Source organism: Nostoc linckia z4 (assembly GCF_002608075.1).
Lineage (GTDB): Bacteria > Cyanobacteriota > Cyanobacteriia > Cyanobacteriales > Nostocaceae > Nostoc > Nostoc linckia.
On record NZ_LAHA01000062.1, the window covers coordinates 21,129 to 47,710 of the forward strand.

Sequence of the window (26,582 nt, forward strand, 5' to 3'; positions counted from 1 at the left end):
CTGGTAGAATGCGCCTAAATAACTAATTAATGATTGCGGTAGATGCACAAGTAATACTTAATCTAAAATCCAAAATCCAAAATCCAAAATCCAAAATCTCATCACCCTGATTGTCGCCAATTGGTTGGTGTTTCCATATAATCAGGTAGGCGAGTGGTGCGATCGCCAAGTGCTTTTTTAATCTGCTGCAACTCTAGGTTTTTTGCTCCCGTCAAAATTGTGCCTTCGAGTTTCACGTCACTCAGGTTCGCTTGCAAAAAGTTAGCTCCCATGAGATTTGCCTGGGTGAGATTAGCTTGATAAAAAGTTGCCCTTTGGAGGTTAGCGCCGATGAAGTTTGCTTGATATAAATCTGCTTCCGTTAAGCTGGCTTCGGAAAGGTTGGCAAAATAAACTTCTGTTTGCTGGAGTTTGGCTGCATTCAAGTTAGCGCCAGAAAGGTTAGCACCGTTCAAGTTAGCGCCAGAAAGGTTAGCACCAATTAAACCAGTCATGTGCAAATTGGCTTTACCGAGTTTTGCTCCTTGCAAGTTAGCTAAAAACAGCTTTGCTCCCGAAAGGTTGGCAATTTTTAAGGTTGCTTGTTGCAAGTTGGCTTTATACAAGTTTGTTCCTTGGAGATTTGCTGCACGCAGACTTGCTCCTGCAAGGTTGGCTGACCGCAGATTTGCACCGCAGAGATTAGCACGGTTGAGGTTAGCCCAACAAAGGTCGGCAGCGCACAAACTGGTTTTGAGCAATTTGGTTTCATAGAGAATAGCTCGAACGAGTCTCGCGCCGTTGAGGTCAGCTTCAGATAAATCTGCCCCCCGCAAATCAGCGCCACTCAAGTCTGCTCCTCTGAGGTCAGCTTGTTGTAAGTTAGCTCCCACTAAATCTGCTCGTCTGATGTCAGTATTACGTAAATCAAGTTTTTGATCTTTTGGGTCTTCGAGTAAATTCCGCCTGCTGATGACAGTTAAAGCTGCTTGAATATCGGTGCGTATTTTTGTTGTTTCATCATGGAATTTTGGCTGTAATTGCTGTGTCGAATGCGACCCACCTTTGCGTTTACTGGAGTAAATTGCTGGCGAGTATTCTAGCTTTGTTTGTTCTGGTTTTACTTGCTGAATTGGTGTATTTTCTCGCACAAACGCAGTGAGGATTTCCATGATTGTCCAGTGTTCTTTGGGGAAATCTTGGGCAACTCTTTCTAATGCATAAATCGCGCCTGTGCGAGTTTCAATTTTTTCATGTCCTAGCTGGGCAATTGCTCCCATAAAGCGTTCTGCAATCAATCTATCTTGATTGAGTTTGGCGTTTTGAATGTCAATTTCTAAATTTTTCTCGGCGGCGATGGCGTTTTTCTGCAAAGCTTGGGTACGCTTTGCTGCATAATAAGCATTGAACATTACTGCCGATGCCAGAAAAACTATTGCGGTGGTTGTTAATGTTTGGTTTCTATACTGGATTTTCTCTTGAACTGACAATTCCTTAACATTGGACAACGCAAAGAAAATGACAGTCAATGAGCCAGCAAATATAACTGTTATGATTATCAACCAATTTAACAAAGTGTCTGTCTTTTTAGAAGACATGGTAAAAATTTTCCTTACAACCTAGAATTATTACTTAGTTATTTGGACAAAATAGTATAGCATTTAGCAAAAAAAATATAATATGGTCACAATAGTCATTTAACTTACGAATAACATCGGATATACTGGTACATCACGCTATAAATAAATTAGCGATCGCCAATCAGTGAAACCCTTAGGCGATGGAAATTACAAATTAGAATTTACTCAAAAAATTGAACTTCCCGGAAATTTGCTCCATCAAGTATGGCATCATTGAGAATTGCTCCGTGGAGGTTAGCTAAATATAAGCTGGCACGATGCAAGTTCGCTTTTTGCAGGTTTGCTTGTTTCAGGTTGCTAGCACTGAGGATTGCACCTTTGAGGTTAGCTGAATATAGGTTAGCTTTTTCTAAATTAGCTGCACTGAGGATTGCTCCCTCTAAATTAGCTTGTGTGAGATTAGCACCAGCAAGATTAGCTTGATAAAGATTTATCTGTTCTAAGTTAGCTTGATTGAGGTTTGCTCCTCTGATGTCCACATGACTCAAATCCAGCTGCTCGTGTTCTGCATCTTTGCTGACATCTCTGCGAGCAATAACACTAAGAGCCGCTTGAATATCTTTAGGAACTGTGATTGAGGTGCTGCTGATAACTTCCCTTTGCGGTGTATGAGCAGCATTTTTGCGAATAAAACTAGTGAGAATGTCCATGATTATCCAGTGGTACTGTGGATGATTATGGGCAATTTCCTCTAGTTCGCTAATTACAGCGACACTGGTTTCCATTGTGCCATGGTCTAACTGTTCAATTGCAATTTTTAAACGCTGTTTTGGCGAGAGTTGAGGAGCATATTTAATTTGTTGAGGAAAATCATATATCTTCAGGAATATTTCTGATGTCTGATTGTTATTTGTCGGTAAAATATTTTTCATAGCGTGAAAAGCATTTATAATTACTGTCAACATAAAAAATACTCGTAGTGATTTTTAATAATTTATTTTTCAAGGGTATTGTTTCATGATTGGTCAATATTTGAATATACTAGCGCAACAAAAAAATAGATCGGGAACTTGTGGTATTGTTGACGGTTGACTGTTGACTGTTGACAGCCAGCACCAGTGTTTTAGGAGACATGAGCTGATAATTATTTAGTAACAGTTCAATTGGTGGGGGAAAGGGGAAAGGGGAAAGGGGAAAGGGGAAAGGGGAAAGGGGAAAGGGGAAAGGGGAAAGGTTTTAAATGCCTTACCCTTTACCTCTTACCCTTTACCCAGACCTCACAAGCGCATTTTTGGGTTAGCAGACCACTAGGAAATAACATACATACTGCCTACCGCCATCAATCATGAGTTAGATTCATTATTTTTAATTCTTCACGAACAATTGACCCCGGTCATGATAATTTTCAAAGAATTCAGCAGCCAAAATTCAGGAATCAGCTTTTTTTGCTTGTAGTAAGGACTTCAGTCCTTATTAGAGGACTAAAGTCCTTACTACAAACTTAAAATAATATGCCAGTTGCGTAAGTCCTAAAGTAATCAAGCGGACATGATATGACGCTCTTACGCGGGGAATTTTTTTGATAAATGATTAGGCGGACATCATTATAATTGATTCTGAATTCTAAATTCTGAATTCTGAATTCTGAATTCTGAATTCTGAATTCTGTATTCTTCTTCAATTGCAAATTCCTAATATCGTGTACTTTATTTTCGTTGAATTTGTTCAACTAGCTGCATAATTTCTTGATAATACTGAATATTTCCTTCTTGATAATACAAGTGTGCGGATTTCTGAAAATCCACAATTGCTTGTTGCAAATCACCTAAGTTTTGGTAGACATCTGCTCGTAGGATGTAAGCTGAAGCCCAATGAGGTTGACGTTTTAAAGCTTCGTTTAAGTCTGCTAAGGCTGAGTCGAAGTCTTCCAACAGAGAATAGCTACGCCCTCGATTGTACCAATCTTCAGGAAAGCTAGGGTCGATGGCAATTGCTTGAGTGTAATCTTTGATTGCACCATAATAGTCTTCTATGGCGTAGCGAGCATTAGCCCGATCGCTGTAAAATGCGGCAGATTGAGGATTGATTTGCAATGCTTGGGTATAATCTGCGATCGCACTTTCATATTTTTCTAAAGCATAGTTGGTGGAAGCCCGGTTATAATAAGCTTCCACTAAATCAGGATTGATTGCTAAAGCTTTGTCATAATCTGCAATGGCTCCATGTTCATCTCCTAACAGACGACGGGCATTGCCCCGATTGCAGTAAGCTTGGGAAAAGTCAGGAATCAATTCTATGGCGATGGTGTTATCTGCAATTGCTCCTGGGAAATCTTGCAAAGCTTCACGGGCGATACCCCTACCGTAATAAGCTACGGCTAATTTATCATTAATCTGCAATGCCCTGTCGTAATCTTTGATTGCTCCTTTATGATCTCCTATGGAACTACGAGCGGTGGCGCGATCGCAATATCCCTCAGCAAAATTAGGATTGAGTTGTAATAAACGATTACTATCTTCAATAGCACTTTGATAATTTCCCAATCGACGCAGAGCATCGGCCCGAAAGCCGTATACTAAAGCTAGTGTGGGATTTTCTTGTAAAGCTCGGTCATAATCTGCAATTGCACCTTCAAAATCTTCAAGGGTGCTTAGCACCAAACCGCGTTGGCAATATGCTTGCACATCATCGGGATTGAGTTTTAGCGCTTGATTAAAATCTTTAATGGCTGCTTGATAATTTTGCAGGTGAGACAGAACTAAACCGCGATTATAATATGCACTGGCAAAGTTGGGGTTAATTTTTAAAGCGTGGTTGTAATCAGCCATCGCTTGTTCATAATCTCCCAGAGCATAATGGGCATTACCTCGGTTATGATAAGCCTCTGTTAAGTTAGGATCTAATTCTAATGCCCGGTGATGGTCGGCTATTGCTTCGTGATAATTTCCTAAAATATGATGAATGTTACCCAGATTGCTGTAGGCTGCGGCAAAACGGGGATGCCATTGTAAGGCTTCTTGAAAATCAGCGATCGCTCCTTGAGAATCCCCCCGATCTAAACGGGCTACACCGCGATTATGATAAGCATTGGCAATATCAACATTAATGTTATCAGCTAATTGAGCGCTGATTTCTATGGTTTGGATGTAATCGGCAATGGCTTTGTCGTAGTCTCCCAAAGCAAAGTAGGCATTTGCGCGACTGTGATAAGATTGGGCGAGATTGGGGTCAATTGCCAATGCTTGGTTATGGTCAGCGATGGCTTGTTCGTAATCTCCTAGAAAGTAGCGTGCATTAGCGCGGTGATAGTAGGCTGTGGCAAAATTGGGATTGATTTCAATGGCGCGATTAAAATTGGCGATCGCACTGTGATAATCTGTGAGACTACTTGAAATAATTCCTCGATTATGGTATGCTTCGGCGTAATTTGGATTGAGATTAATTGCTTGGGTGTAAGCTGTAACGGCTGCTTGGTATTCCCCTTGCAAATTTTTGTTTAATCCTTGGTGGAAAAAATCTTCAGCATTCATAATAAATAATTTTTTTATTTATGATAAACGCTGACTTTGAAGCATGGGAATTTTTAATTATGATAATTTGAAAACCGTTTTCAGTTCTATTTTGCCTAGTGTTGAGATTTTTGGTTGTAATAGAGCGATCGGGTTTCATTGAAATTGAAAGTTTGTCCTGTGGTTTGTTATATCTGCCATAGCTGTTTCAATCCCGTTGCCGGGTTTCATTTAATTGAAAGTCGCATCAGGCAAACCGGCCACTGAGTAAGTAGTTGAGCCGTTTCAATCCCGTTGCCGGGTTTCATTTAATTGAAAGGAATAGCCGAGACATCCTCAAGAACAAAATTATCGTGTTTCAATCCCGTTGCCGGGTTTCATTTAATTGAAAGATCACAATAGTTTTATTAGTAATCAGTTATCAGTGTTTCAATCCCGTTGCCGGGTTTGATTTAATTGAAAGTTAGAAATTCTTGAATCACGTAAAAACGGTAAAAATTGTTTCAATCCCGTTGCCGGGTTTCATTTAATTGAAAGTTAAAAGAGCAAGTGAGACAAGCACAAACAGAATTAAGTTTCAATCCCGTTGCCGGGTTTCATTTAATTGAAAGTCACCACGAATTACAGATTGTCCCACCAGCAAAGAGTTTCAATCCCGTTGCCGGGTTTCATTTAATTGAAAGTCCTAGTCCAGTAGAGATAGCGCACATCAATGAAAGAGTTTCAATCCCGTTGCCGGGTTTCATTTAATTGAAAGTTCAGTCAGAAGCCCGAAGCAATGGCGGATACCTCAGTTTCAATCCCGTTGCCGGGTTTCATTTAATTGAAAGGGATCGCATTTGAAGGATTAGACGGAAGTGGTAAAACGTTTCAATCCCGTTGCCGGGTTTCATTTAATTGAAAGAATCAAGATAACTTTTGGGAGATGTCAGCCGAGAGTTTCAATCCCGTTGCCGGGTTTCATTTAATTGAAAGGGGTATATATTACTGAAAAACCAGAAAACATATTATCGTTTCAATCCCGTTGCCGGGTTTCATTTAATTGAAAGCTAGCACACCAATAAGCCCCTAATTGCCCTCTATATTGTTTCAATCCCGTTGCCGGGTTTCATTTAATTGAAAGTTTGGGGTTAACCGGGTATATAGAGATTTTATATAAGTGTTTCAATCCCGTTGCCGGGTTTCATTTAATTGAAAGCACTTATATTTTATCTTTGTCCTAATCTTCTAGAGTTTCAATCCCGTTGCCGGGTTTCATTTAATTGAAAGTTATTTGGATTTGGTAATTACGAAATAGGAAGGTTATGTTTCAATCCCGTTGCCGGGTTTCATTTAATTGAAAGGTTGTCATACATCAATCTCAGGTATAGAACTTAAAGTTTCAATCCCGTTGCCGGGTTTCATTTAATTGAAAGCAAAGTACGGTATATAAGCTAGTGTTTCTAATGAAAGTTTCAATCCCGTTGCCGGGTTTCATTTAATTGAAAGTTATTTTCTTTATTAATCCAGGGTGCAACTATACTGTTTCAATCCCGTTGCCGGGTTTCATTTAATTGAAAGAGTGTTTGCTGTTGACGTGCAAGCCGTTCGAGCGTGTGTTTCAATCCCGTTGCCGGGTTTCATTTAATTGAAAGTTAAAGCGCTAGTAATTTGGGATGTAACTGTTGGTTTCAATCCCGTTGCCGGGTTTCATTTAATTGAAAGTTGTTAAATGTAAGACGTTTAAAGAGTGACTTTTTGTTTCAATCCCGTTGCCGGGTTTCATTTAATTGAAAGTCTGAACATAGACAACAGGATTTGAAAGCCTTGATTGAGTTTCAATCCCGTTGCCGGGTTTCATTTAATTGAAAGAAGTGTAGGTGTTAATTCAACCAATCGGCGAGATGTTTCAATCCCGTTGCCGGGTTTCATTTAATTGAAAGCACTTCCAACAGTAGGACAGATTTATCCAAGGTTAGTTTCAATCCCGTTGCCGGGTTTCATTTAATTGAAAGATGACGGCGGCTTGACATTCGGCACAGCAGAATGTTTCAATCCCGTTGCCGGGTTTCATTTAATTGAAAGCTGGAACGTGTAAAGCATTCCAGGGCTTTTTGATGTTTCAATCCCGTTGCCGGGTTTCATTTAATTGAAAGTCCGCCAGCCAGAACGTAGTTATAGGCCAAGTTCTAGAAGCAAATTTGGCGGGAGTGTTTTCAAAGTCGATTTCAGCCGTTGTAAACAGCGAACTCAACAGAACTCAAAACGCTAAAAATATTCAATTGTCAAGGTTCTGACGATTTGGCGGGAGGTGGGGGGTTTTTGCCCGTGCTTTCCCCTGCCAAAAAACTTTACTAGCATTGTATTAGCATCATAATATTATTGTCTCCTGTTGTGGAAGTTGTCAATCAACAGTCAACAATCAACAGTCAAACATCATAAGATTATCGTCTCCTGTTGTCGAGGTTGTTCGGAACCGTAGGTAATAGTCTTACGCACTGCGCCAGCATCCAACACATAGATACGCACTGAATCTTCGGCTGGTTTAATCAACTTTTCAACTTGCACCTTGAGTTTCGCAAATTGTACGGCGGTCAAAAAACATTCAAATACGCTGTATTGCGTCCAAGTTCCGTAACCACAAAGCATTTTATGTAGTTTTGTTCGCCGCTTATTCGCCGCTTTACTATCGGGCAAATCGTAAATTACCAGATAAAACAAAGTACTCATCGCAACGTCAGGGCTTTATAAGGTACGTTTTCTTGTAAATGCCGACTTAATAAACGTGCTTGCAATTCAATGGCACGGCGATAACTGCAACGATAGCCAAAGATGGGATGCTTAAACTCATCGTTCATTTTGCGTTCCCAGGCTTGCAAAAACTGTTTGCGTCCAGCTTCCGAAAGTCGATAAGCACCAAGATTATCAGTGAAATCAGTAGGTTTGATTTCTTTGTGGGTGATAACCGAAAGAATTAAATTATCAGCAATTAAGGGGCGAAATTCTTCCATTAAATCGAGAACCATTGCGGGTTGTCCTCTGGTGGCTTCGTGCAAATAACCAACGTAGGGGTCTAAACCAGCCATGTGTACCGCAGCCGTTACCTGCACTTGCAAAAGTCCATAGGCAAACCCCAATAACGCGTTTACCGCATCAGTGGGAGGACGGCGATTTCTGCCATTAAATGACCATTGTTCCTCAAGCATCGCCGACCAAGCCGCAAAATATTCTCGCGCCGCTAACCCTTCCACGCCGCGTACTTCATCGAGAGTTGTTTGTTCTTTGACTAACTGCTTGCGAGATTTTAGCGGATTGTCTTTTTGCTGGTGGCGGTATAAAACATTATATTGATTGTGGATTTTGCCAATGACGATAGTTTTTACAATTTCCAAACGATGGGCAGCGTCACAGTAAGCAGCATACTGCGCCAGCCGCAGCTGACCGTTACGCGAGTATCCAGGAAGCGCCGAACCCAAGTATTTACCGAAGCCAGAAAGGTAATGTACGGGCATTCCCAATTCCAAAGCATACACCAAAGCATCACCAGTAATTTGAGGATTTCCCATTAACACCACTTGTTCGATAGTTTGGGCAGCAACGGATTTTTTCTCCCAGTTGCCATCTTCTTGTTTTAAGGCGACTTTAAAAGCTTCGGCGGCTTTACTTAAAACTGCATCGGGTTGAGTTACATAAAGAATAGACATGTTTTTCCTTTGTTTGTAATTGTTTAAAACCTAACCCCCCTAGCCTCCTTCCTTACGAGGGAATGGGGGATTTAGTTAAAGCGTCTCTCTTTGTAGAGAAAAGGTTTGGAGAGGGTTTTTCTAGATAAGAGTAAAAAGTCAGGCATAAGGTAGTAGCGTGACAAGGCTAAAATATTGCAATAAATTTTATTGTGGGATGGGTGTCCTCACCCGTCCGGGCGGGCAAGATGCCCACCCCACAAGAGCTAAATCTTATGCACTAATTTAGCTAGGACACGCTAGTAGGTAAGTTAATTTTTGCGAGTCTATGCAACAAAGGTGCAGGTCGATGCAATAAAGGTGCAGCTTGATGCAACAAAGATGCAGCTTGATGCAACAAAGGTGCAGCTTGATGCAACAAAGGTGTAGCTTGATGCAACAAAGGTGCAGGTTGATGCAACAAAGGTGCAGGTTGATGCAACAAAGGTGCAGGTCGAGAGAACGTGTATACCGTAGTTTGTAAAAAGAGAAAACGGAAAAGAGAGATTTAGTTAAAGCTTCTCTCCTTGCAGGGCAGCAGTTTGGAGAGGAGTTTCCAAACGTAATTTTTTGATTTCTTTAGGCAAGCAAATATTCTGCAAACTGCAATCTCGACATTTTTTCGGATGTTCAATTGGTGGTGGCATTGCTTTATCAATGGCAGCCCGCGCCGCCTGAATTGCTTGTTCTGTGGCTTGTCGCAGTTCTGGTGTAAAATTTACACGTTCCCGGCGGCGGTTAGCGTAGTAAAAAATTTCACCATAGGGAATGGTATCTTTGGTGCGTTCTTCCAAACACAAAGCCGCAGCGCAGAGTTGAAAATGGTCGTTGAGGTGGTTTGCCATGCGTCCCTTTTTGAATTCCAAAGGAACTAGCTGGTTGTCTTGTGCTTCAACCGCGTCGATGATACCGTTGATGAAGAGGCGATGGCACCACACCCACTGATGTCGATAAATTACCTTATCACCCTCAACATATCTCCCTTCATCATCAACATTGCGGTGCAAATGCCGACCAATAATAATATGTTCATTATCTGCATTTTCCCCAAGTTCGTATTCCAGAAAAAAACGTCGCGGGCAATATTCCCAAGCATTTAAATAAGCAAGTGGTAAATAGTACTGTTCCTTCATTTCACATTCACCTCAAAACCTGAAAAAACCTCTTAGAGTGTTCCAAAAAATAAATGATCCAAAACCTGTCATTGCAAGCGAAGCGAAGCAATCCCAGTCATTGCGATTGCTTCGCTTTGCTCTCTACGAGACGCTACGCGAACGCAATGACAATTGGGCATTTTATTACTTGGAGTACTCTTAAACTCTTATTTCTCCCTGTCCTCTGTCTTGAAAAGTTCAGATGCCTGCGGCAACCCCTTCGGTGTACGCCGGAAGCCGGCGCTCCGACTTTTCGCTGCGTCCTCTGCGGTAGCCTGCGGCAAGCCGCTCCGCGTCTACGATTTTTCATCACCTTTGCGTAAATACTGACGAGGCTTTTGCTTATAACTTTGAATTCCCAATTGCGTCTGTCCCATTCCCATAGCTGTTTTGCGTCCTACCCCAGCAAAGAAAGCAAAATTCGCCAAAATAGTCGCCATCTTTGCCATTTCAGCATCACTAAATCGATAGCGTACCCAACCTTGCGCCCCAACTTCCGTTCCTCCTTCCATCTTCAGGGCATAAGTTTTCAGTTCGTAGGCTGTCACCAAAGCATTCCATTCACAATTTGGAAGCTGATATTGTTCCGGTGCAAAAATATTCCACCGCCGATGCAGCGAATTAAACACTAATTCCGGTAGCGGAAATGTCTGCACTGCTTGATTTTGTTTAAAACTTGTAGCCGATAAAAAATGCAATTCAATATCATTTAACACCTGTGGCGGATTTGATAATAAAGCATAATCAGCCGCACCTGCTAGTTGATGCGTTCCCGGTAATGCATAGATTTGACGCAAGATAAACGGGAAATTTGCTAACACCAAAGATTGAGTTTCTGATAGTTCAAATCCCCGCATCAATGGTTCAACTAAAGCGCCATCCAATAAACCAATACGAAAATAAAAATAATCTCCCACACGCACCCCACCTTGACGACGATTTCCCAACAAAGGCGAAATAGTCAATGGTGAATTTTGACTTGCATGGATACTTTCCGCTACAGATGGATTTGCAGTTGCTAACCATTTGAGTACTAAGGCGTGTAACGCACGAGATAAAGTAGGGGGAATTTCTCCCACATCCGCAGCTGCAAGTTCAACAACGATTGAATGTAATGTCGAAAATTTAGGCTGTGGCAACAACGTTTCCTGCTCCATAAAATACTCCTGTTGGTAGATGAATTTCTTCTGGTAATTGTTGATGACTTAGTGTTGATTTAAAATCTTGCCAATCATCTTTTTTAGTTGTTAAATATTCACCGCGTAACTGTGCCTGACTTACTAAACTCACAGGAGGCATGACAATGCGGTTATAAAGTAGTATGCGAGTATGACTTGGCAAATCTAAGGGATTTAAAGGATGCAAGCAAGTGTAATCACCAGATTTATTTTGAATCACTTGCTCAGGAATTTTGATTGCTTCAACTCTGATTTTAGAAGCCCATTTACCCAAACGTATCCAACGTGGTATTTTAATAGTCTCTGGAGCGATAATATAAGTGCGATATTGACTACCAACAGCTAATTCTTTAGCTCTACCGTAATTAATTGGATAATTTTTTTCTGCACCTTTATCACCAAATTGTTTTGATTTGCCATAATACCCGACTTGAGCCGCTTTAAAAGTATTAATTTGATAAGACCAACTAATAGGCTGAGCAGGAAATATATAAATTCCCGCTTGATTTAGATGTAGTAGATTTTGTTCGGCGGTTGCATCTAAATATGTTGGTTTTTGTGCCAATTCTCCTTGCAATCGATATGGTTGGGGAATGTAATTAATAGTGAAAAGTGCAAAACTTAGTCCCCAATTGTGTAAATATTTTTCAGTTTCATAGAGAATTCCCATTTCCCGCGTAGCGAAGAAAACGTTATCATGTAACGTCAATGTACAATGATATAATGCCATAAGAAGTAAGTTTTGATTTTGTAGTAGCGTGACAAAGCTAAAATAGTGCATTAATAAACTCTTGTGGGGTGGGCATCTTGCCCGCCCGGACGGGTGAGGACACCCATCCCACAATCAAATCTATTCCAACATTTAAGGCTAGACACGCTAGTAGGGTGCGTTAGCCTACGGCATAACGCACCTTAATTTATCGATGGTGCGTTACTACGAGGAGAAAATAATTAGGAATTATTTTTCCCTTTCTTTTTCAACGCTCCAAAGGATTCTGCATAAGCTTTAGTTTGTCCATAAAGTGCAGTTATGGTTTCTAGTAAACGTCCTTCATCTTGATAAAGTGCGTTAATTTCACCAACTAAATCATCTAACTGGGAACCGAAGATTAATTTATGTTTGCGTACAGGTTCATCGTTGAGTAAATTATTCGCCACAGTTTCTACTTGTTGTAAAACATCACTAATGGGTGCATCTATATCACCTTTTAAAGCATCGTGGAGTGCTTGGGTAAAATGCAAATTACTAAAGATTTCGCCATCACAAAATGCAATTCCCGCCAGATAATTTCGCATTGTTCCCGTGCGGGATTCTTGTGCGCCGTATCTTTTAGTGCGTAGTAGGTTACCCAAAACGTAGAGAAAGCCTTCATAGGTAGAGTCGCGCAGGGTTTCCACTGTGGGAAATGTCACTTCTGGAATAACATGATCTAATTCGTTGATACTGCTTCGCATTTCTCCGGCTTCACTCATTGTTCCCCCTTCAAAGGGTGCATTGAATGTAAAACTGCGATGGGATTCTTCGTAAGCACTCAAAGAAAAAGCGGAGTCAGAATATACTTTAGAACGTTCGGAACCACTATCACCGATCGCAAATCCATAAATAATACAATCTGGACATTTTTTGCAAGATTTTTCGCCGTTATATTCACAATATTTATCTTTATTTGTTTCCTCAGCACTGGTAAGATTTAAACCACGTAATAATTCGCGTCCAGACAGTCGTTCGGGGGTGGTTTGTTTGCGTTTGAACATTACTAAACGGCTGATTTGTTTTTGGCTTTCGTTTGTATTAGCTAAACCGGCTTGGGTGCGTGCAGTGTTGAGGATTCCATCTGTTTGGAATACGGGGAATGATTGGCTGTGGCGTAGCATGATGAAGTGGATATATTTACCAGAAGCTAGGCGGGGAAATGTGGTTTGGAATTGGGGTTTTAAGGATGAAAGAATGGTCATGGTTTTGTTCCTTTTGTTGATTTTGTATCACCCAGAAGCGCGGAGAGTTTTGAGATATAAAAAATTAGGTTGTTTTAGCAGATTTTTCTTGCAAGGCTAACCAACGGTAGGCGAATTCTGCGCCTGATTTGATGCGGTTGCGGTTTTCTTGTAATAAGGCGCGATCGCCTTTATAAACTTCTAGAAATAATTCCCGGACGCAGGTTATCATAAATTCATGAATTGCAGTTAATTCTCGTTCTTCTCTTGTGGTTCTATCTATTGATTTATCCATCATTAAAGGACGTTTGTAGACTTCTTGACGCGCTAGTGCATCTTTGATTTGTCCGGAAGCTTGCAAAATTAAATCATCGACATCAATTTGTTGGGGAACTGATAAAATTATTTCCAATGCTTTCGATAAGGGTAGTAAAATTGTGTGACTGGATTCGCTGGTATTGGCTTGATAAAATACTCGATATTGTTTGACTAATTTTTCAATTAATGTCATGAAATAGGCTCCTTGATTGGTTTTGGAATTATCTTGTTTTAACCAAGCTTTTGCATATTGCCAATAACGTTTAACTTCGTCTTGGCTGGGTATATCTCGTTTATCACTCCGCAATTTTTCTGTTGCTAAACAAAAAATATTCAGGACATTTGTTGTCACCTCTCTGACTGTTTTAATTAAATCTCGCCATTTGGCATCCGGGCGAGAACTGCGAGTATCTAAATGCAAACTATAGGCAATTAAAAGCCGTTGCATGGCATTTTCAAAATCTTGAATTCGCAATGCATTAGGTAATCCGAGTAAGTTCCAAAATGAGGCTGGTGCATCCAGAATTACAGACTCTTTAAAGTCGTTGTCGCTGTTATAAAGTGGAACCGAACTACTAGTAGCTATTACCTTGACTCCTAGTAATATGGGAAGCGATAAAGCAAGAAAAGCTGGTTGTACCCACGCATCGGTGAGTGTTTTTCCTCTGGTTGTTGTGTAGTTCATTGCCATAAATGGCAAGTCTTCTTTATTGTATTTATCACCATGAAAACGCCCTAATTCTACTTCCTCATCTAACCAAGTCACTGATTGTAAAGCATTAATCTTCATCTCATTATCTAGCCATTGCTTGCGGACATCCCAAAGATTCATCGACTTCATATTATTGACTAATAATTTGATAGCAGCAGCCGTTTGTGGAGAATAAACATAAGCCGGGAAAATATATAAAAATATCGGTTGTTGTTCTTCTAATTTTCCGGCTGGAACTGACCAAAAAGCTTGTCTGAGTAACATTTCCAAAGCATATATTTTGGAAATACCGCGTTTAATTTGTCTACCTCCCAGAGCATTTTTATTACTATATTGCTGCGGTTTAAATAAAACCACAGAATCCATTTGGTCTTCAGATGCGAATTCACCAGAACTTAAAGAACAAATCGGCTGTTTACCCGCCTTGGTTTTTGCATTGGCATAAGCTGTAAATTCTGCACCAAATGACGAATAACTGCTTTCCCATCCTTTGACTTCTAAATATTGAGTTAAGTACTCATAAAAAATATCGCGAATTGGGCTAGAATGTGATGGAAGTAAATTATTTTCAATTGCCCAATTTGCTAAATCTTCAGCCCAAATTTGAATGTTTTGAGAAATATCTTCTGGTTTCAAAGTTGCATGGTTAGCAACATAATATGCTGCTGCATGATACCATCCATAATTGACACCTCCCGCTTGTATTTGTGTTTGTTCTGATGAAATTTTGTCTTGCACTCCTAATTTATTCAGCATCCAATTGATGTATTCAGTTGAATCATCAAAAAACTCTTTCTGGGTGAGAAAAATAAATTCAGCAATTCTATCAGCACGGATATCCGCACCTTGATTGAGAAATTCTCGCTCGTTTTCCGTTAAAGATAATTTATCTAAACGTTTCGGAGTAGCAGGGTCTTTTTGATTTGCTACTTTGACTTCAATTACCCGTGGTAGTTTGGGAATTAGTTCTGCTGGAGAAAATAATTCTAAGGTTTGGGGTGCAACTTTTAAACCCTTACCATCTCGCTTGAAACCAATATCTCCACCCAACATTTTACTTCCTAAGACTCCGCTGATTTGTTGCCAAATAAATCCTTGGAGTTCGTGAATATCTGGAGTTTGGCTTTCTGCTGGCGCTAGATAAATTACACCTTGAGCAAAAAATAAAATTGGTTCCCAATTCAGTTGTTTGGCAAACAGAATTGTAGCGTTATGAATGCCATTACTTAAAATACCGATGGTATCTCGCAAGCGATGATAAACCAAATTTTTATTAATATTTAAATACCGCAGTCGTTCCCGCAGTCTGTCACCTCCAGTTTGGGTATCTATATCTCCAGGGTCGCTAAAATGTACTGCAATATCACCAAAAGCAAGCAGATGACGCAAAGGAGTTTCTAAACGACGACGGTCTTTAATTTTAGTAACAGGCCAGTTAGCTGGATAAATATTTGTACCGACTTTGTTTTGGGTATTTTGTGCTAAGTAAGCTATTTCACTGATATATTCTTGCCATCCTGACCAAAATAATTGAAAGTTGAGTTTTTCTCCTAAATCACGGCAGAGATTTATAATTTCATCGACTTCATAATTTCTCGGCGTTTCTTCTCCTTGTCCGTTGCAATACTTGTTGTAATCGTGTAGAGTTAGTCCCAAGCACAGGAGATATTTTTCAATGTCTGATAAAGGTTGGGGTAAATATTTACTAATGTTCCAAGCTGTTAATAAGCCATTGAGAACGTGAACTAATAAGTTTTGGTCGGCGCGACTTGACCATTTTTGTGCTTTTTCTTCAGCGTAGGAGTCTCCAAGTTGAAATAATATCTGATAATGTGCTTCATAAGAACCACCCAAAGCTGAAATTAAAGAAAATTCTTGTTCGAGATATGGTAATAACTTCTCAATATACAAACGTAAAATCGGGTCTGTATCTTCTGGGAGAGTTTCAAGTATTAGTGTTTGGAGTAGAGTAGACATAATTGTGTGGAATTTATTTTTAAACGCAAAGGTACGCTGAGGTAAGCGCAAAGTTTCGCAGAGGAGGTTTTTAATTCTGAATTCTGAATTCTGTATTCTTCTTTAAAATATCGAATATTCAAATCGCGTACTAGTAAATTTCTTTAAACGCCACTTTAAAGCTTCTAAAAGTAATGCATCTTGATTGAATGCACAAGCATAAGCTTCTTCACTAGCATCAACTAAACGATATAAACCAAATAAGGGACTGAGATTTAGAGTCCGGCTAACTTCCCAATGGCTACTCAATTTATTTTTGTTAACTGGTACTAAAAAAGTCAGTAATTTATTTTGCCGCAAACAAGTAACTACATCAGATTGAGGATGTCCAATTAAGCTTAATTTATCTATCAAGCAAAGTTCGCCAAACTTAATTTCACTGCTTTGACGGTTAGATTGTAAACTAATATTATCAATCCGCTGCTCAACCCATTCCTGAATGCGAAGATAAACATTGATAAAATCTTCTGGAAATTCTTCTTCACCTTGTCCTAATTGATTTGCGGCATTGAGGAATGTCTCGCGGTCAATAATTTCCACCAGCGCATAAGGTAATAATCGTAGTAAATCATAAGTATAAAAATTTTTGTCATCCCAAACCGCAGCTTGGAGAGTTGAACCTCCACGAAAACTTAAAAGTTGTTTTTGGGTAGCTTTCCCAATAGGATTATTTTGCATTGCAAACCATTGTTTGCGTGCTGATTCAAAATCTTGAGAATATACGCGCTGCAAATCTTCACTCATGCGATCGCGTATCATTTTACTAACTTTGGCATTCTCTTGAGTCATCCGCCAAAACATTCCTTGTGCTTGCAATGCACCCCAAGATTTGCGATAATTTTCAAACTCCTTTGGTGGGTCAAAGGCAAAAGCGATCGCATCTGCTAAACTATCCCGCGTCACCCTTGCATTGGGATTGAGTTTTTCTTGCAGTCTCGCCATCACCCAAGGAGTATGACTCGGAATCAAAATATATGCTGTGTAGGCGTTAAAACCAGGATGTCTACCCAAACGTCCCAAACGCTGCATCACCGTCGCCGAATCACTGCTTTCAAAAATCAACAAGTGAATTTTAAAATCCACACCCACATCAACCGCAGACGTACCCACCACTAAAACAGGTTTTTCTGCATTCTTTAAATCATTTTGCACCTGTAATCTTTGCTGGCGATCGATACGTCCGCTAACTTCTTTAACTACAACCCCTGGTAATATATCATTTAGCAAACGAGTCACCTGACCAGCTTTCGCCACCGAATTCACAATAATCAATCCCCTGGCTTTTGACTCTGCATTGAAAATTTCCTGAATTCTCGGAATCATCTCCTGCAACCATGTCTGCGTGTTTGCATCTTTCCCTAATTCCACAAACTCTAATTCCACAGCTTGCAAAATTTGGCGAAACCCAGTCCTTTCCTCATTTGCATAAACACCCTCAACCGCAGCCACCTTAAAACCTGCTTTGCGTAATTGTTCGATAAAATCAGCTTTTGGCGTTGCAGAAGTAAACAAAAACCGCCGGGGACGACATTGATTTTCTTGACTGCGGCGAATAAAAGCCAAACTATTTAAAACAGCAGTTTCTTGATGACTACCAAAAATATGAAACTCATCAAACACCCACAAATCAGGCCATTCCGCCAATACCAACGGTAGTCTATCTCTCCCATCAGCCGGGTCAAAATATTGAAAGTGAGTAATGTAATGAAAAATATCAGGATTAGTCAACAAAATTGGCTTTTGTTGAATCGCTAACAGTAATTCTTGAAACTTGTTACTTTTATTTGCTTGCTTCACCCGCCTACTTAATTGGGCACCAAATAAACGGTCTACTCGTTGAGAAGCATCCAAACCAAACAAATCATTATAGTGATTTTGCTGTTCGGCTTGGTCTTCCACCAGTTCGATTGTCGGATACAACCCCATAATCCGAAAATCAGGATTCATTAATCCTGGTAAATTTGCACCCAGAGTCTTCCCATCACCAGTTGCAGCTTGATTGCAAATAATATCTGCATCTCCATGTATAATTTCCTTATATGTCTTCCCTTGGTGCGATGACAGAGGACAAACACATCCCGATGGTGGCTGAAGCTTGGGAGCCTTTTGAGCAACAAGACATTCAGCAATACACCCAAGCGGACAATTCTCAACTCCTGGGTTGAGTTGAGAGTAGAGGGGTTGTAAAAAAAGCTTCACCTGACTTACCCTGTGTTATTTGCACCCAGTTTAGTACTGGTTTCGGGAATATTGGCATCAAAAATTGATATCAATGCTTTTTCTTTGCTTGACCCTAGATAACTTTTGTAAAGTTAGATTTTGTGGAATTGGGAAAATGAGCTTATAATCTGAACCAAGTTAATTTTTGGCAGGGGAAAGCACGGGCAAAAACCCCCCACCTCCCGCCAAATCCACAGAACCTTGACAATTCAATACTTTCAGCCTTTGGAGTATTGTTGAGTTCGCTGTTTGCAACGGCTGAAATGGACTTTTAAAACAGTCCTGCCAAATTTACTTCTAGAACTTGGTTTATCACTAGGTTCTGGCTGGCGGACTTTCTATTAAATGAAACCCGGCAACGGGATTGAAACATCACTATGCATAGCCGTTCAACATAGTCAAAACACTTTCTATTAAATGAAACCCGGCAACGGGATTGAAACAAAACTTAGGGTGAGTTTGCCAAACAGTGTCACCACTTTCTATTAAATGAAACCCGGCAACGGGATTGAAACTGAAATGATTGGTTATAGGTTCCATTACACACCAGCCATCTTTCTATTAAATGAAACCCGGCAACGGGATTGAAACAAAATCTTACCGTGATTTATACTCTGAAGGTGTTATCTTTCTATTAAATGAAACCCGGCAACGGGATTGAAACAAACATCCTATGTAATTGTCAACTATTGGCACGGTTTAACTTTCTATTAAATGAAACCCGGCAACGGGATTGAAACGTGAAGCTACACCCTACGAACTGCTAACAGATCCTAACTTTCTATTAAATGAAACCCGGCAACGGGATTGAAACACTTGCCACCGGCACCAGGATGAATCTCAAGAATGGACTTTCTATTAAATGAAACCCGGCAACGGGATTGAAACAACTTATGAAGGGTATGATTGTCTTATTCCAGTTAAGGACTTTCTATTAAATGAAACCCGGCAACGGGATTGAAACAATGAGAGAAGACAAGCAGCACAAGAGCTATGAATGGCACTTTCTATTAAATGAAACCCGGCAACGGGATTGAAACAACCTCGATAAAAATGGTAGGCCTATTGCAACTCAGCTTTCTATTAAATGAAACCCGGCAACGGGATTGAAACTGGGTACTGTGGGAAGTCTTACAGCGGGGATGCTTGGGACTTTCTATTAAATGAAACCCGGCAACGGGATTGAAACAATTTTCCACCGTGATTTGTACGCCCAGAGTGGGCATAAACTTTCTATTAAATGAAACCCGGCAACGGGATTGAAACTGGTCGAAGTATCTTCAGCGCCGCCGTCGCTACCCCAGCTTTCTATTAAATGAAACCCGGCAACGGGATTGAAACATAAATAGCATCTGCAAGCTTGTTATCAGCAATCAACTTTCTATTAAATGAAACCCGGCAACGGGATTGAAACAAAATCAGACCCCATCGTGGGAGTACGCATTCACAACCACTTTCTATTAAATGAAACCCGGCAACGGGATTGAAACAATTAATAATTATCAAAAAAGAGTCTGTGTCAGCTACTTTCTATTAAATGAAACCCGGCAACGGGATTGAAACATAACATAACCTATATTGGAAGTGACAACTATTTACCTTTCTATTAAATGAAACCCGGCAACGGGATTGAAACATATGGATCTGGAGTACCGTACTCGTTCGGATACGGACTTTCTATTAAATGAAACCCGGCAACGGGATTGAAACACTAAACTGTGGCTTGCGGGGGAACCTCCAGCACCAACACTTTCTATTAAATGAAACCCGGCAACGGGATTGAAACAACTCTTCAAAGTCTTTGTACCCACCTTGGGGTTTATCTTTCTATTAAATGAAACCCGGCAACGGGATTGAAACGATAAGTTATGGCACTCGTTAAATATAAGTGACTTACTTTCTATTAAATGAAACCCGGCAACGGGATTGAAACACTTACAAAACTCTGCAATGTTTGAAAACTTAGCTTTCTATTAAATGAAACCCGGCAACGGGATTGAAACGTCCTGAACAATTTATCGCCGATTTTGACGAATCGACCTTTCTATTAAATGAAACCCGGCAACGGGATTGAAACATTATCCCCTTTATTCCATTGATTCTTCAAATACCAGCTTTCTATTAAATGAAACCCGGCAACGGGATTGAAACGATTCCGCTTGTCTTTTTTACCAGTAAGGGCGATCGCCTTTCTATTAAATGAAACCCGGCAACGGGATTGAAACTTGAAGCGTAAAAACGAGTATTAGAAGAATCTACCCTTTCTATTAAATGAAACCCGGCAACGGGATTGAAACAATCAAAGAGCATTATCACATGATTAATATCACTGGCACTTTCTATTAAATGAAACCCGGCAACGGGATTGAAACCTTTAGCGTGAGTGATAGCTCTATCTGTCAGAACATCTTTCTATTAAATGAAACCCGGCAACGGGATTGAAACCAGCCCGTAACCCGATCGCTGATCGAAGAATAGTTGCTTTCTATTAAATGAAACCCGGCAACGGGATTGAAACTTTTGTGGTTATGTACGGTTTTTGTGTTGCGATCGTAATCTTTCTATTAAATGAAACCCGGCAACGGGATTGAAACCGCCAGATGCTAAACACCCTGCATATGAGTATGCCAACTTTCTATTAAATGAAACCCGGCAACGGGATTGAAACATCGCATCCTAGATATAGATGTCGGCGTCACCCCTACTTTCTATTAAATGAAACCCGGCAACGGGATTGAAACTATGCAGAGCATCTAATACCGTACCCCACACGCACCTAAACTTTCTATTAAATGAAACCCGGCAACGGGATTGAAACAACCGCCTTGACGGACAAGTTCGCTACATTACCGATCCTTTCTATTAAATGAAACCCGGCAACGGGATTGAAACCAGTGTGATTGTGGCAGGATCGTTGAAGCAACTAGACTTTCTATTAAATGAAACCCGGCAACGGGATTGAAACTGAAGTTTATACCCAAGTTACCGAGGCGGTTTACCTTTCTATTAAATGAAACCCGGCAACGGGATTGAAACATCGCTGATTACTAATCCAAAGAGCAATTATTCCTCCTTTCTATTAAATGAAACCCGGCAACGGGATTGAAACCGGATCTAAAACTTGGAGCGACGATGACTTGCACTGGCTTTCTATTAAATGAAACCCGGCAACGGGATTGAAACATTCAATGGGCGACTGATTGGGGAATCGCCACCGGACTCTTTCTATTAAATGAAACCCGGCAACGGGATTGAAACGTTGGTGTGGGAAGTTGTCGCTCTGGCGTAGATCGTTGCTTTCTATTAAATGAAACCCGGCAACGGGATTGAAACTAGCATGGATGAAAAACAAGGCACGGAACCCAACTTGACTTTCTATTAAATGAAACCCGGCAACGGGATTGAAACCAACAATTCGACAAGATATTGCAACCTGGGCAGCTTTCTATTAAATGAAACCCGGTAACGGGATTGAAACAAAATAAAGAGTGCTAGATTTTCACTTAGCACTGTCAAGATTTTTAATTTATCTACTATTTTTGACCTTGATTAACTCTTTTTTCCAATTCAGCTTCAGCCTCTTCAATCGACATTAGTCTTGGATTTGGATTAGCCGCGTGCAAGCGATCGACATAAGCATGAAAAGCTTCAGTATTTTCCGGATTTTGCAATACGTAAGCTCGTAATTCAGCATCCGTCATGTTTGCAAAATTGGGCTGTGTCATTTTGTAACCACCTCCCCGTTAGGATAAATTTCTATCTCTATTGTCTCTTTGACTCAATACGGTTCAGTTAAGGCTAAAACTCTTTGTAAAGATTAATTTTTTTAACGAACCGCAGAGGCGCAGAGAACGCAGAGAGAAAGAGAAAATGCTTAACTGAACTGTATTGCTTTTTGACTAACGTTACTATGCGTTTTGTCCTTTCGTCCATTCGCACTAGATTTATTGGTCGCAGCAGATTGCTCATTCTCACCGACATACGGTAGAAGGATTTCAACTGCTCTGGCGTTGGCTCCATCTCACCTCCTTTATTATTCAGAATTTTTTCAAATCTCTTACCCTAAGCCTTCTGGGGTTTTGTATTTTGCCATAACTTAATTAGGATTGCTATATAATCATTATTTTGATTACAAAATTTCTTGGTAACACGTCCTCAAAGCATGTCTTCCAAAAGTGACGGCAATTACAACCAAATGGCCTTTGCTCTGGAAATATTGAAACTTCTAGCCCAAAAACCGCGATCGCGTGAAGAATTAACAGAATTACTCTCAATATTTCTGGAAGAACACGGGAAATCTCCTGATAATGGTGATGTGAAGCAAAAAATCACCCGCACAATTCGCAAACTCAGAGACTGCGGTATTGAAATTGCCAGTGGAACTCACAGCCCCTACAAACTACTTGATTCCAATTTCCCTGTTCTTCTCTCAACCCAACAGCGAGAAGCCCTGGCAACAGCCGCATATTTCCTTGCTGGCATGGGCTTTTCGGCGCAAGCAAGCCAAATTCAACGTATTGGTAACTTAACAGAATCCGATATTCCAGCGTTTATTAAAGTTGATTTTAGTCCGCCAGTTGATTATAGCGAGAAGAAATTAGATATCATTGTTCGCCAACTCCAAGAACGCTTTCAACAACAATGTCGCTATACTATTCGCTATCAAAGTAAACCAGGAACAGAAGGACGAATTTGGGATATTGACCGTTCAGAATTGCGATTACATGACGGTCTTTTTTATCTATTTGCATTTATCCCCGACTGGCGTTCTTGGCGATTTGACTATTGGCACAACATCGACCAAAATCATATTTTTCGCTTAGATAAAATCGCCAGTGTTGGCGCTGCATCCAATACTCATTGGGTATCCTGTGATTTTCCCACACTAAAAATTCGCTATCGCACCAGTGGACAATTATCTAATTATCAACCCCGTCGCAAAGATGAAGTGATTATTTATAGCGACCCAGAAGGAAAATTCTGCGACATCGAAGCAACAGTAGATTATTGGTTTTGGTTTCGCCAGCGCATCTTAAAATATGGCGCTAACGCTCAAATTTTAAGTCCCCAACAGTTAGCTGATGAAATCAAAAAAGAATATGAGAAAGTATCGGAAAAGTTTTGAAAAAGGGAGTAGGGCATGGCGCATGGCGTATGGGGAGATGAGGGAGATAAAACTCCAAACTCCAAACTCCTAACTCCTAACTCCTAACTCCTAACTCCCCATCCCCAATTGCTAATTTACTACTTGGCTGCCATGACTGCGGGGGTCATCTTGACTTGGCGTTGGTGCTACTGGGGCTGAGAATTTAGAAACTTGTCCGCTAGATTGACCGTAGGGAAGAGATGAACCAGTAACTAAAGCCTCTAAGTTGCTAGCCATAATTGTCCGGGGTTGATCGCCGATCGCCTGAGCAATAGTTTCACCACCAGGCTTCAAAAAGATAAAATGCGGAATCCCATCCACGCGATATTTCAACATTTCTGGCAACCATTTGGTATTATCCACATTCAACATCACAAAATTTAGCTTGTCAGCATATTGTGTTTCTAGTTGAGCAATATCCGGTGCCATTTTTTGGCAAACTGTACACCAATCAGCATAAAACTCCACTAGAGATGGTTTACCGTTGGTCATTGCTACTTCTAGCGGTGTGGAGGCTTCGCTTAATTTCGCTAGGGAAGCTGACGTTGTTTCAGTTCGCAATCCCAAGAAAAACGCAACACTCAAGGCGATGGCGACGATGGCAACTAAGAAGTTCCTCAAACGTTTCCCAAAGGTGGATTCAGACTTTTCAGGGGAATTCGTTGGTAAACCAGTACTCATAACAGAATTATTAAAACTTATTAAGTAGTCTCTTTAACTCTAGCAATTTGTGGGGAATTATCAAAAATCTCTTGTTTAGCTGACTCGAAGGGCTTCCCAAAAATATGGCAAGTGGTTACAGATGCTATTAATCGCGTCTGTACGTGAGTAAAATTTTGATGATATCAAAGATAGTTAAAATAGTTAAAAGTAGCAACCCTATTTTAATCATAAATCTAGAAGGGCAAATCTCTATGGTCTCAGCCACTAGTAATATAGGTAGCCTGAGCTTTGATACGTTTGTTGCAGATTATCTGGATGATGTACGCTACGAATTAATTGATGGAATTTACCAAGGAAAGCAGTTTGGGAGAACAGAACGCCCGATCTCCCAAACATTTCCTGACTTGAATTTGACAGCAGAACAAATATTTGCCGCAGGTCGTTCAAGTTAGGTACTGGGCAAAACTTTTGTAACTCACAAAATTGCTCCAGTTTCTTTTAAATAAACCCGTGTAAATGGTTCATCTTCACCCAAAGTGTAATCTTCAATTAATCCTTTGCGGCGAATAGAAATATCGTTGCCTTTTCTAATCACCACAGTAGAACTATCAAAAACATCCCGCGCTAACATCATCTCAGTTTCGGTGGGATTTTCCAAAACTACGATGTTACTACGTTGGTAAAACATACCTTCTTGCTCTAATATGTCTTCCGGATATTCCGCAATCAACAAATCTAGTTTGGGATGACGCAATAAAGTTTGAACGTTGCTGTTGTAATTTTTGCTTAATACTTTTTTAGAGCGATTCACAAAAACTGCATCACGACAAACAGCGCCGATTGTCCAATCGGAATGTTGTGAAAGAATATGGTCAATTGTTGTTTGCAGGTCTTCAACGGAGATTTGATTAAAGGTAATAATCGGTATCCTCGCATCTGTGCCAGACTCAAAAAACGTTTCTAAAATATGAGAAGGCACATCAACGCTTTCACCTTCAGAAGGTTTCAAATGCATCAAAATTCCTGGTGCAGCGTTAATTTCCAAGATTGCGAAGTTACTTGATTTCCAAGAATCTGAGAGATTTTTGGCAATCACATCAATACCCAAACATGTCAGCTGAAAGTGTTGGGCAATATCTTGGGCGAGGATAATATTATCATCATGAATGGTATTGGTTGCATTGATGCTCATACCCCCGGCGGAAAGATTGGCGACTTTACGTAAGTAGACGGTGCGTCCTTTCTCAATCACACTATTTAATGACAAACGCTGTTCGTCTAGATAAAGTTCCATCGCATCGTCCACCAGAATTTTACTCATGGGGGAAGTGGGTGAATCTAAACGTGCAGGTTTGCGGTTTTCTTGACGAATTAATTCCGCGATGGTTAGGTAGCCATCACCAACAACTGATGCGGGACGCCTTTCTGTGGCAGCAACGAATTTACCATTGACGCACAATAAGCGAAAATCCGAACCAGAGATGCTTTGCTCTACTATGATTCGCGTCACCTGGTCTTCGGGAATCGCTGCAAGTGCCCTTTTGTAAGCAGATTCTAGTTCTTTTGAGTCTTGCACGTCAGCCGTGACGCCAATTCCTTTGTGGCCTACCACTGGTTTGACTGCCACTGGGTAGCCAATTTCTCTGGCTGCTGCTAATGCTTCCTTTTCAGTAAAGACAATATCGCCTTCAGGTATTGGAAAACCCAAAGTTTTCAAAAATGCTTTACAGTCGTCTTTGCGGGTAGTAAATTCCGAATCTAGGTGGCTATCACGGTTAAATGTTGTTGCTACCCCCCGGACATGTTTTTTCCCAAAACCGTATTGCATCAATCCTTCTTCCCAGAGATAAAATGCGGGAATACCTTTTTCCTGGGCTGTTCGCAATAGGGCGTAGACTGTGGGGCCGCCATAAACAGAGGCACGGAATCTCATTTGCAGCTTGATTAGCCGATCTTCAAAGTTGAAGTCTTCGTCTTGGGTAATGGCTTCAAACCAATCCCAAACAAAATAAACTACTTCTCTGGTTGTGCGTTCGTGTAGAGATTCGATACTAATTCGCGTGCATTTTTCGTATGGCTTAACACTCCAGTGGTTGAGGTGCAACTCCATATCCAACTTGCTGACTTGTGATGCCACTTGAGCGAATAGATGGGCATAGGATTCGTAGTTTTGGTGGCGATTAGCGCCGCCGCTAAAATGTTTGGCAGAATTACCAAAATCTTTGTAATTAAAGCTTGTACTGGTTGTAAGGCTTCCCGAAGTCCGAGAGTATCCAGAATCGGAACGAGAAACAGTAAAAATATAAACCAATACAAAGCATTAGCAATGGTTTCACTTAGAGACAACTGATTGAGGCTGGGCACGCTATCGGGAGGTTGTGGATTACCCTGGTTAGTGCTAGCATTTACATTTGAGAAAATATTGCCTTTTAAGTGAGAGTCATCAATAAGAAAGGCAGAAGTTAGAGGGC

18 protein-coding genes, 1 pseudogene and 2 CRISPR repeat arrays are annotated in these 26,582 nt (G+C 40.6%); of the genes and pseudogenes, 2 read left to right on the forward strand and 17 right to left on the reverse strand.

Annotation, left to right across the window (positions count from 1 at the left end; genetic code table 11):
* Positions 1-101: 101 nt before the first annotated feature.
* The 14 genes from VF06_RS31895 to VF06_RS43540 all read right to left on the reverse strand — a co-directional run bounded on the left by VF06_RS31895 (position 102) and on the right by VF06_RS43540 (position 22,322).
* Entirely contained in the window at positions 102-1,577 is a 1,476-nt protein-coding gene (locus VF06_RS31895) for a pentapeptide repeat-containing protein (protein ID WP_099071841.1), read from the reverse strand.
* Between the two features lie 203 nt (positions 1,578-1,780).
* The gene (locus tag VF06_RS31900; RefSeq protein WP_099071840.1) at positions 1,781-2,524 is read right to left on the reverse strand and encodes a pentapeptide repeat-containing protein; all 744 of its coding nucleotides are present in this window, start codon (positions 2,522-2,524) and stop codon (positions 1,781-1,783) included.
* A 741-nt stretch (positions 2,525-3,265) separates the two neighbouring features.
* The gene (locus VF06_RS31905; protein ID WP_099073197.1) at positions 3,266-5,089 is read right to left on the reverse strand and encodes a tetratricopeptide repeat protein; all 1,824 of its coding nucleotides are present in this window, start codon (positions 5,087-5,089) and stop codon (positions 3,266-3,268) included.
* Positions 5,090-5,273: 184 nt separating this feature from the next.
* Positions 5,274-7,203: a CRISPR direct-repeat array (repeat unit 37 nt; unit sequence GTTTCAATCCCGTTGCCGGGTTTCATTTAATTGAAAG).
* Positions 7,204-7,483: 280 nt separating this feature from the next.
* Positions 7,484-7,777 (reverse strand): CRISPR-associated endonuclease Cas2, encoded by a 294-nt coding sequence (gene cas2, locus VF06_RS31910; RefSeq protein ID WP_099071824.1) that lies wholly within the window; start codon positions 7,775-7,777, stop codon positions 7,484-7,486.
* On the reverse strand, positions 7,774-8,751 hold the full coding sequence (gene cas1d, locus VF06_RS31915) for a type I-D CRISPR-associated endonuclease Cas1d (protein WP_099071825.1): 978 nt from the start codon (positions 8,749-8,751) through the stop codon (positions 7,774-7,776). The genes cas2 and cas1d overlap by 4 nt, the downstream gene beginning before the upstream one ends.
* 268 nt (positions 8,752-9,019) lie before the next feature.
* Entirely contained in the window at positions 9,020-9,214 is a 195-nt protein-coding gene (locus VF06_RS31920; RefSeq protein ID WP_099071826.1) for a hypothetical protein, read from the reverse strand.
* A 67-nt stretch (positions 9,215-9,281) separates the two neighbouring features.
* A complete protein-coding gene (gene cas4, locus VF06_RS31925; RefSeq protein ID WP_099071827.1) occupies positions 9,282-9,902 on the reverse strand; it encodes a CRISPR-associated protein Cas4 in 621 nt (206 codons plus the stop codon).
* A gap of 317 nt (positions 9,903-10,219) precedes the next feature.
* The gene (gene cas6, locus VF06_RS31930) at positions 10,220-11,080 is read right to left on the reverse strand and encodes a CRISPR system precrRNA processing endoribonuclease RAMP protein Cas6 (protein WP_099071828.1); all 861 of its coding nucleotides are present in this window, start codon (positions 11,078-11,080) and stop codon (positions 10,220-10,222) included.
* Positions 11,049-11,831 (reverse strand): type I-D CRISPR-associated protein Cas5/Csc1, encoded by a 783-nt coding sequence (cas5d, locus tag VF06_RS31935; protein ID WP_099071829.1) that lies wholly within the window; start codon positions 11,829-11,831, stop codon positions 11,049-11,051. The genes cas6 and cas5d overlap by 32 nt, the downstream gene beginning before the upstream one ends.
* Positions 11,832-12,052: 221 nt before the next feature.
* Complete coding sequence (gene cas7d / locus VF06_RS31940; RefSeq protein ID WP_099071830.1) at positions 12,053-13,057, reverse strand: type I-D CRISPR-associated protein Cas7/Csc2; 1,005 nt, start codon at positions 13,055-13,057, stop codon at positions 12,053-12,055.
* Between the two features lie 64 nt (positions 13,058-13,121).
* A complete protein-coding gene (gene cas10d, locus VF06_RS31945) occupies positions 13,122-16,043 on the reverse strand; it encodes a type I-D CRISPR-associated protein Cas10d/Csc3 (protein ID WP_099071831.1) in 2,922 nt (973 codons plus the stop codon).
* Between the two features lie 102 nt (positions 16,044-16,145).
* Positions 16,146-18,281, reverse strand: a complete 2,136-nt coding sequence (gene cas3 / locus VF06_RS31950; RefSeq protein ID WP_099071832.1) for a type I-D CRISPR-associated helicase Cas3' — start codon at positions 18,279-18,281, stop codon at positions 16,146-16,148.
* Positions 18,282-18,636: 355 nt separating this feature from the next.
* Positions 18,637-21,780: a CRISPR direct-repeat array (repeat unit 37 nt; unit sequence CTTTCTATTAAATGAAACCCGGCAACGGGATTGAAAC).
* Between the two features lie 55 nt (positions 21,781-21,835).
* Positions 21,836-22,027 carry a DUF6887 family protein gene (locus tag VF06_RS31955; protein WP_099071833.1) on the reverse strand — a complete coding sequence of 64 codons (192 nt, stop codon included), beginning with the start codon at positions 22,025-22,027 and terminating at the stop codon, positions 21,836-21,838.
* A 73-nt stretch (positions 22,028-22,100) separates the two neighbouring features.
* Complete coding sequence (locus tag VF06_RS43540) at positions 22,101-22,322, reverse strand: DUF6888 family protein (RefSeq protein ID WP_099071834.1); 222 nt, start codon at positions 22,320-22,322, stop codon at positions 22,101-22,103.
* A 142-nt stretch (positions 22,323-22,464) separates the two neighbouring features.
* Here VF06_RS43540 and VF06_RS31965 point away from each other — a divergent pair, with 142 nt between their 5' ends.
* A complete protein-coding gene (locus VF06_RS31965; RefSeq protein ID WP_099071835.1) occupies positions 22,465-23,427 on the forward strand; it encodes a helix-turn-helix transcriptional regulator in 963 nt (320 codons plus the stop codon).
* Positions 23,428-23,538: 111 nt separating this feature from the next.
* Here VF06_RS31965 and VF06_RS31970 read toward each other — a convergent pair whose 3' ends face one another.
* The gene (locus tag VF06_RS31970) at positions 23,539-24,129 is read right to left on the reverse strand and encodes a thioredoxin family protein (protein WP_099071836.1); all 591 of its coding nucleotides are present in this window, start codon (positions 24,127-24,129) and stop codon (positions 23,539-23,541) included.
* Positions 24,130-24,362: 233 nt separating this feature from the next.
* On the opposite strand from VF06_RS31970, the gene VF06_RS43545 reads away from it, so the two are divergent.
* Positions 24,363-24,563, forward strand: coding sequence for a hypothetical protein (locus tag VF06_RS43545; protein ID WP_099073247.1), 201 nt, complete (start codon positions 24,363-24,365; stop codon positions 24,561-24,563).
* 23 nt (positions 24,564-24,586) lie between these two features.
* Here VF06_RS43545 and VF06_RS31980 read toward each other — a convergent pair whose 3' ends face one another.
* Both VF06_RS31980 and VF06_RS43550 read right to left on the reverse strand, forming a co-directional pair.
* The gene (locus VF06_RS31980; protein ID WP_257208146.1) at positions 24,587-26,221 is read right to left on the reverse strand and encodes an acetate--CoA ligase family protein; all 1,635 of its coding nucleotides are present in this window, start codon (positions 26,219-26,221) and stop codon (positions 24,587-24,589) included.
* A 65-nt stretch (positions 26,222-26,286) separates the two neighbouring features.
* Positions 26,287-26,582: pseudogene (locus VF06_RS43550) on the reverse strand (hypothetical protein); the annotation flags it as partial.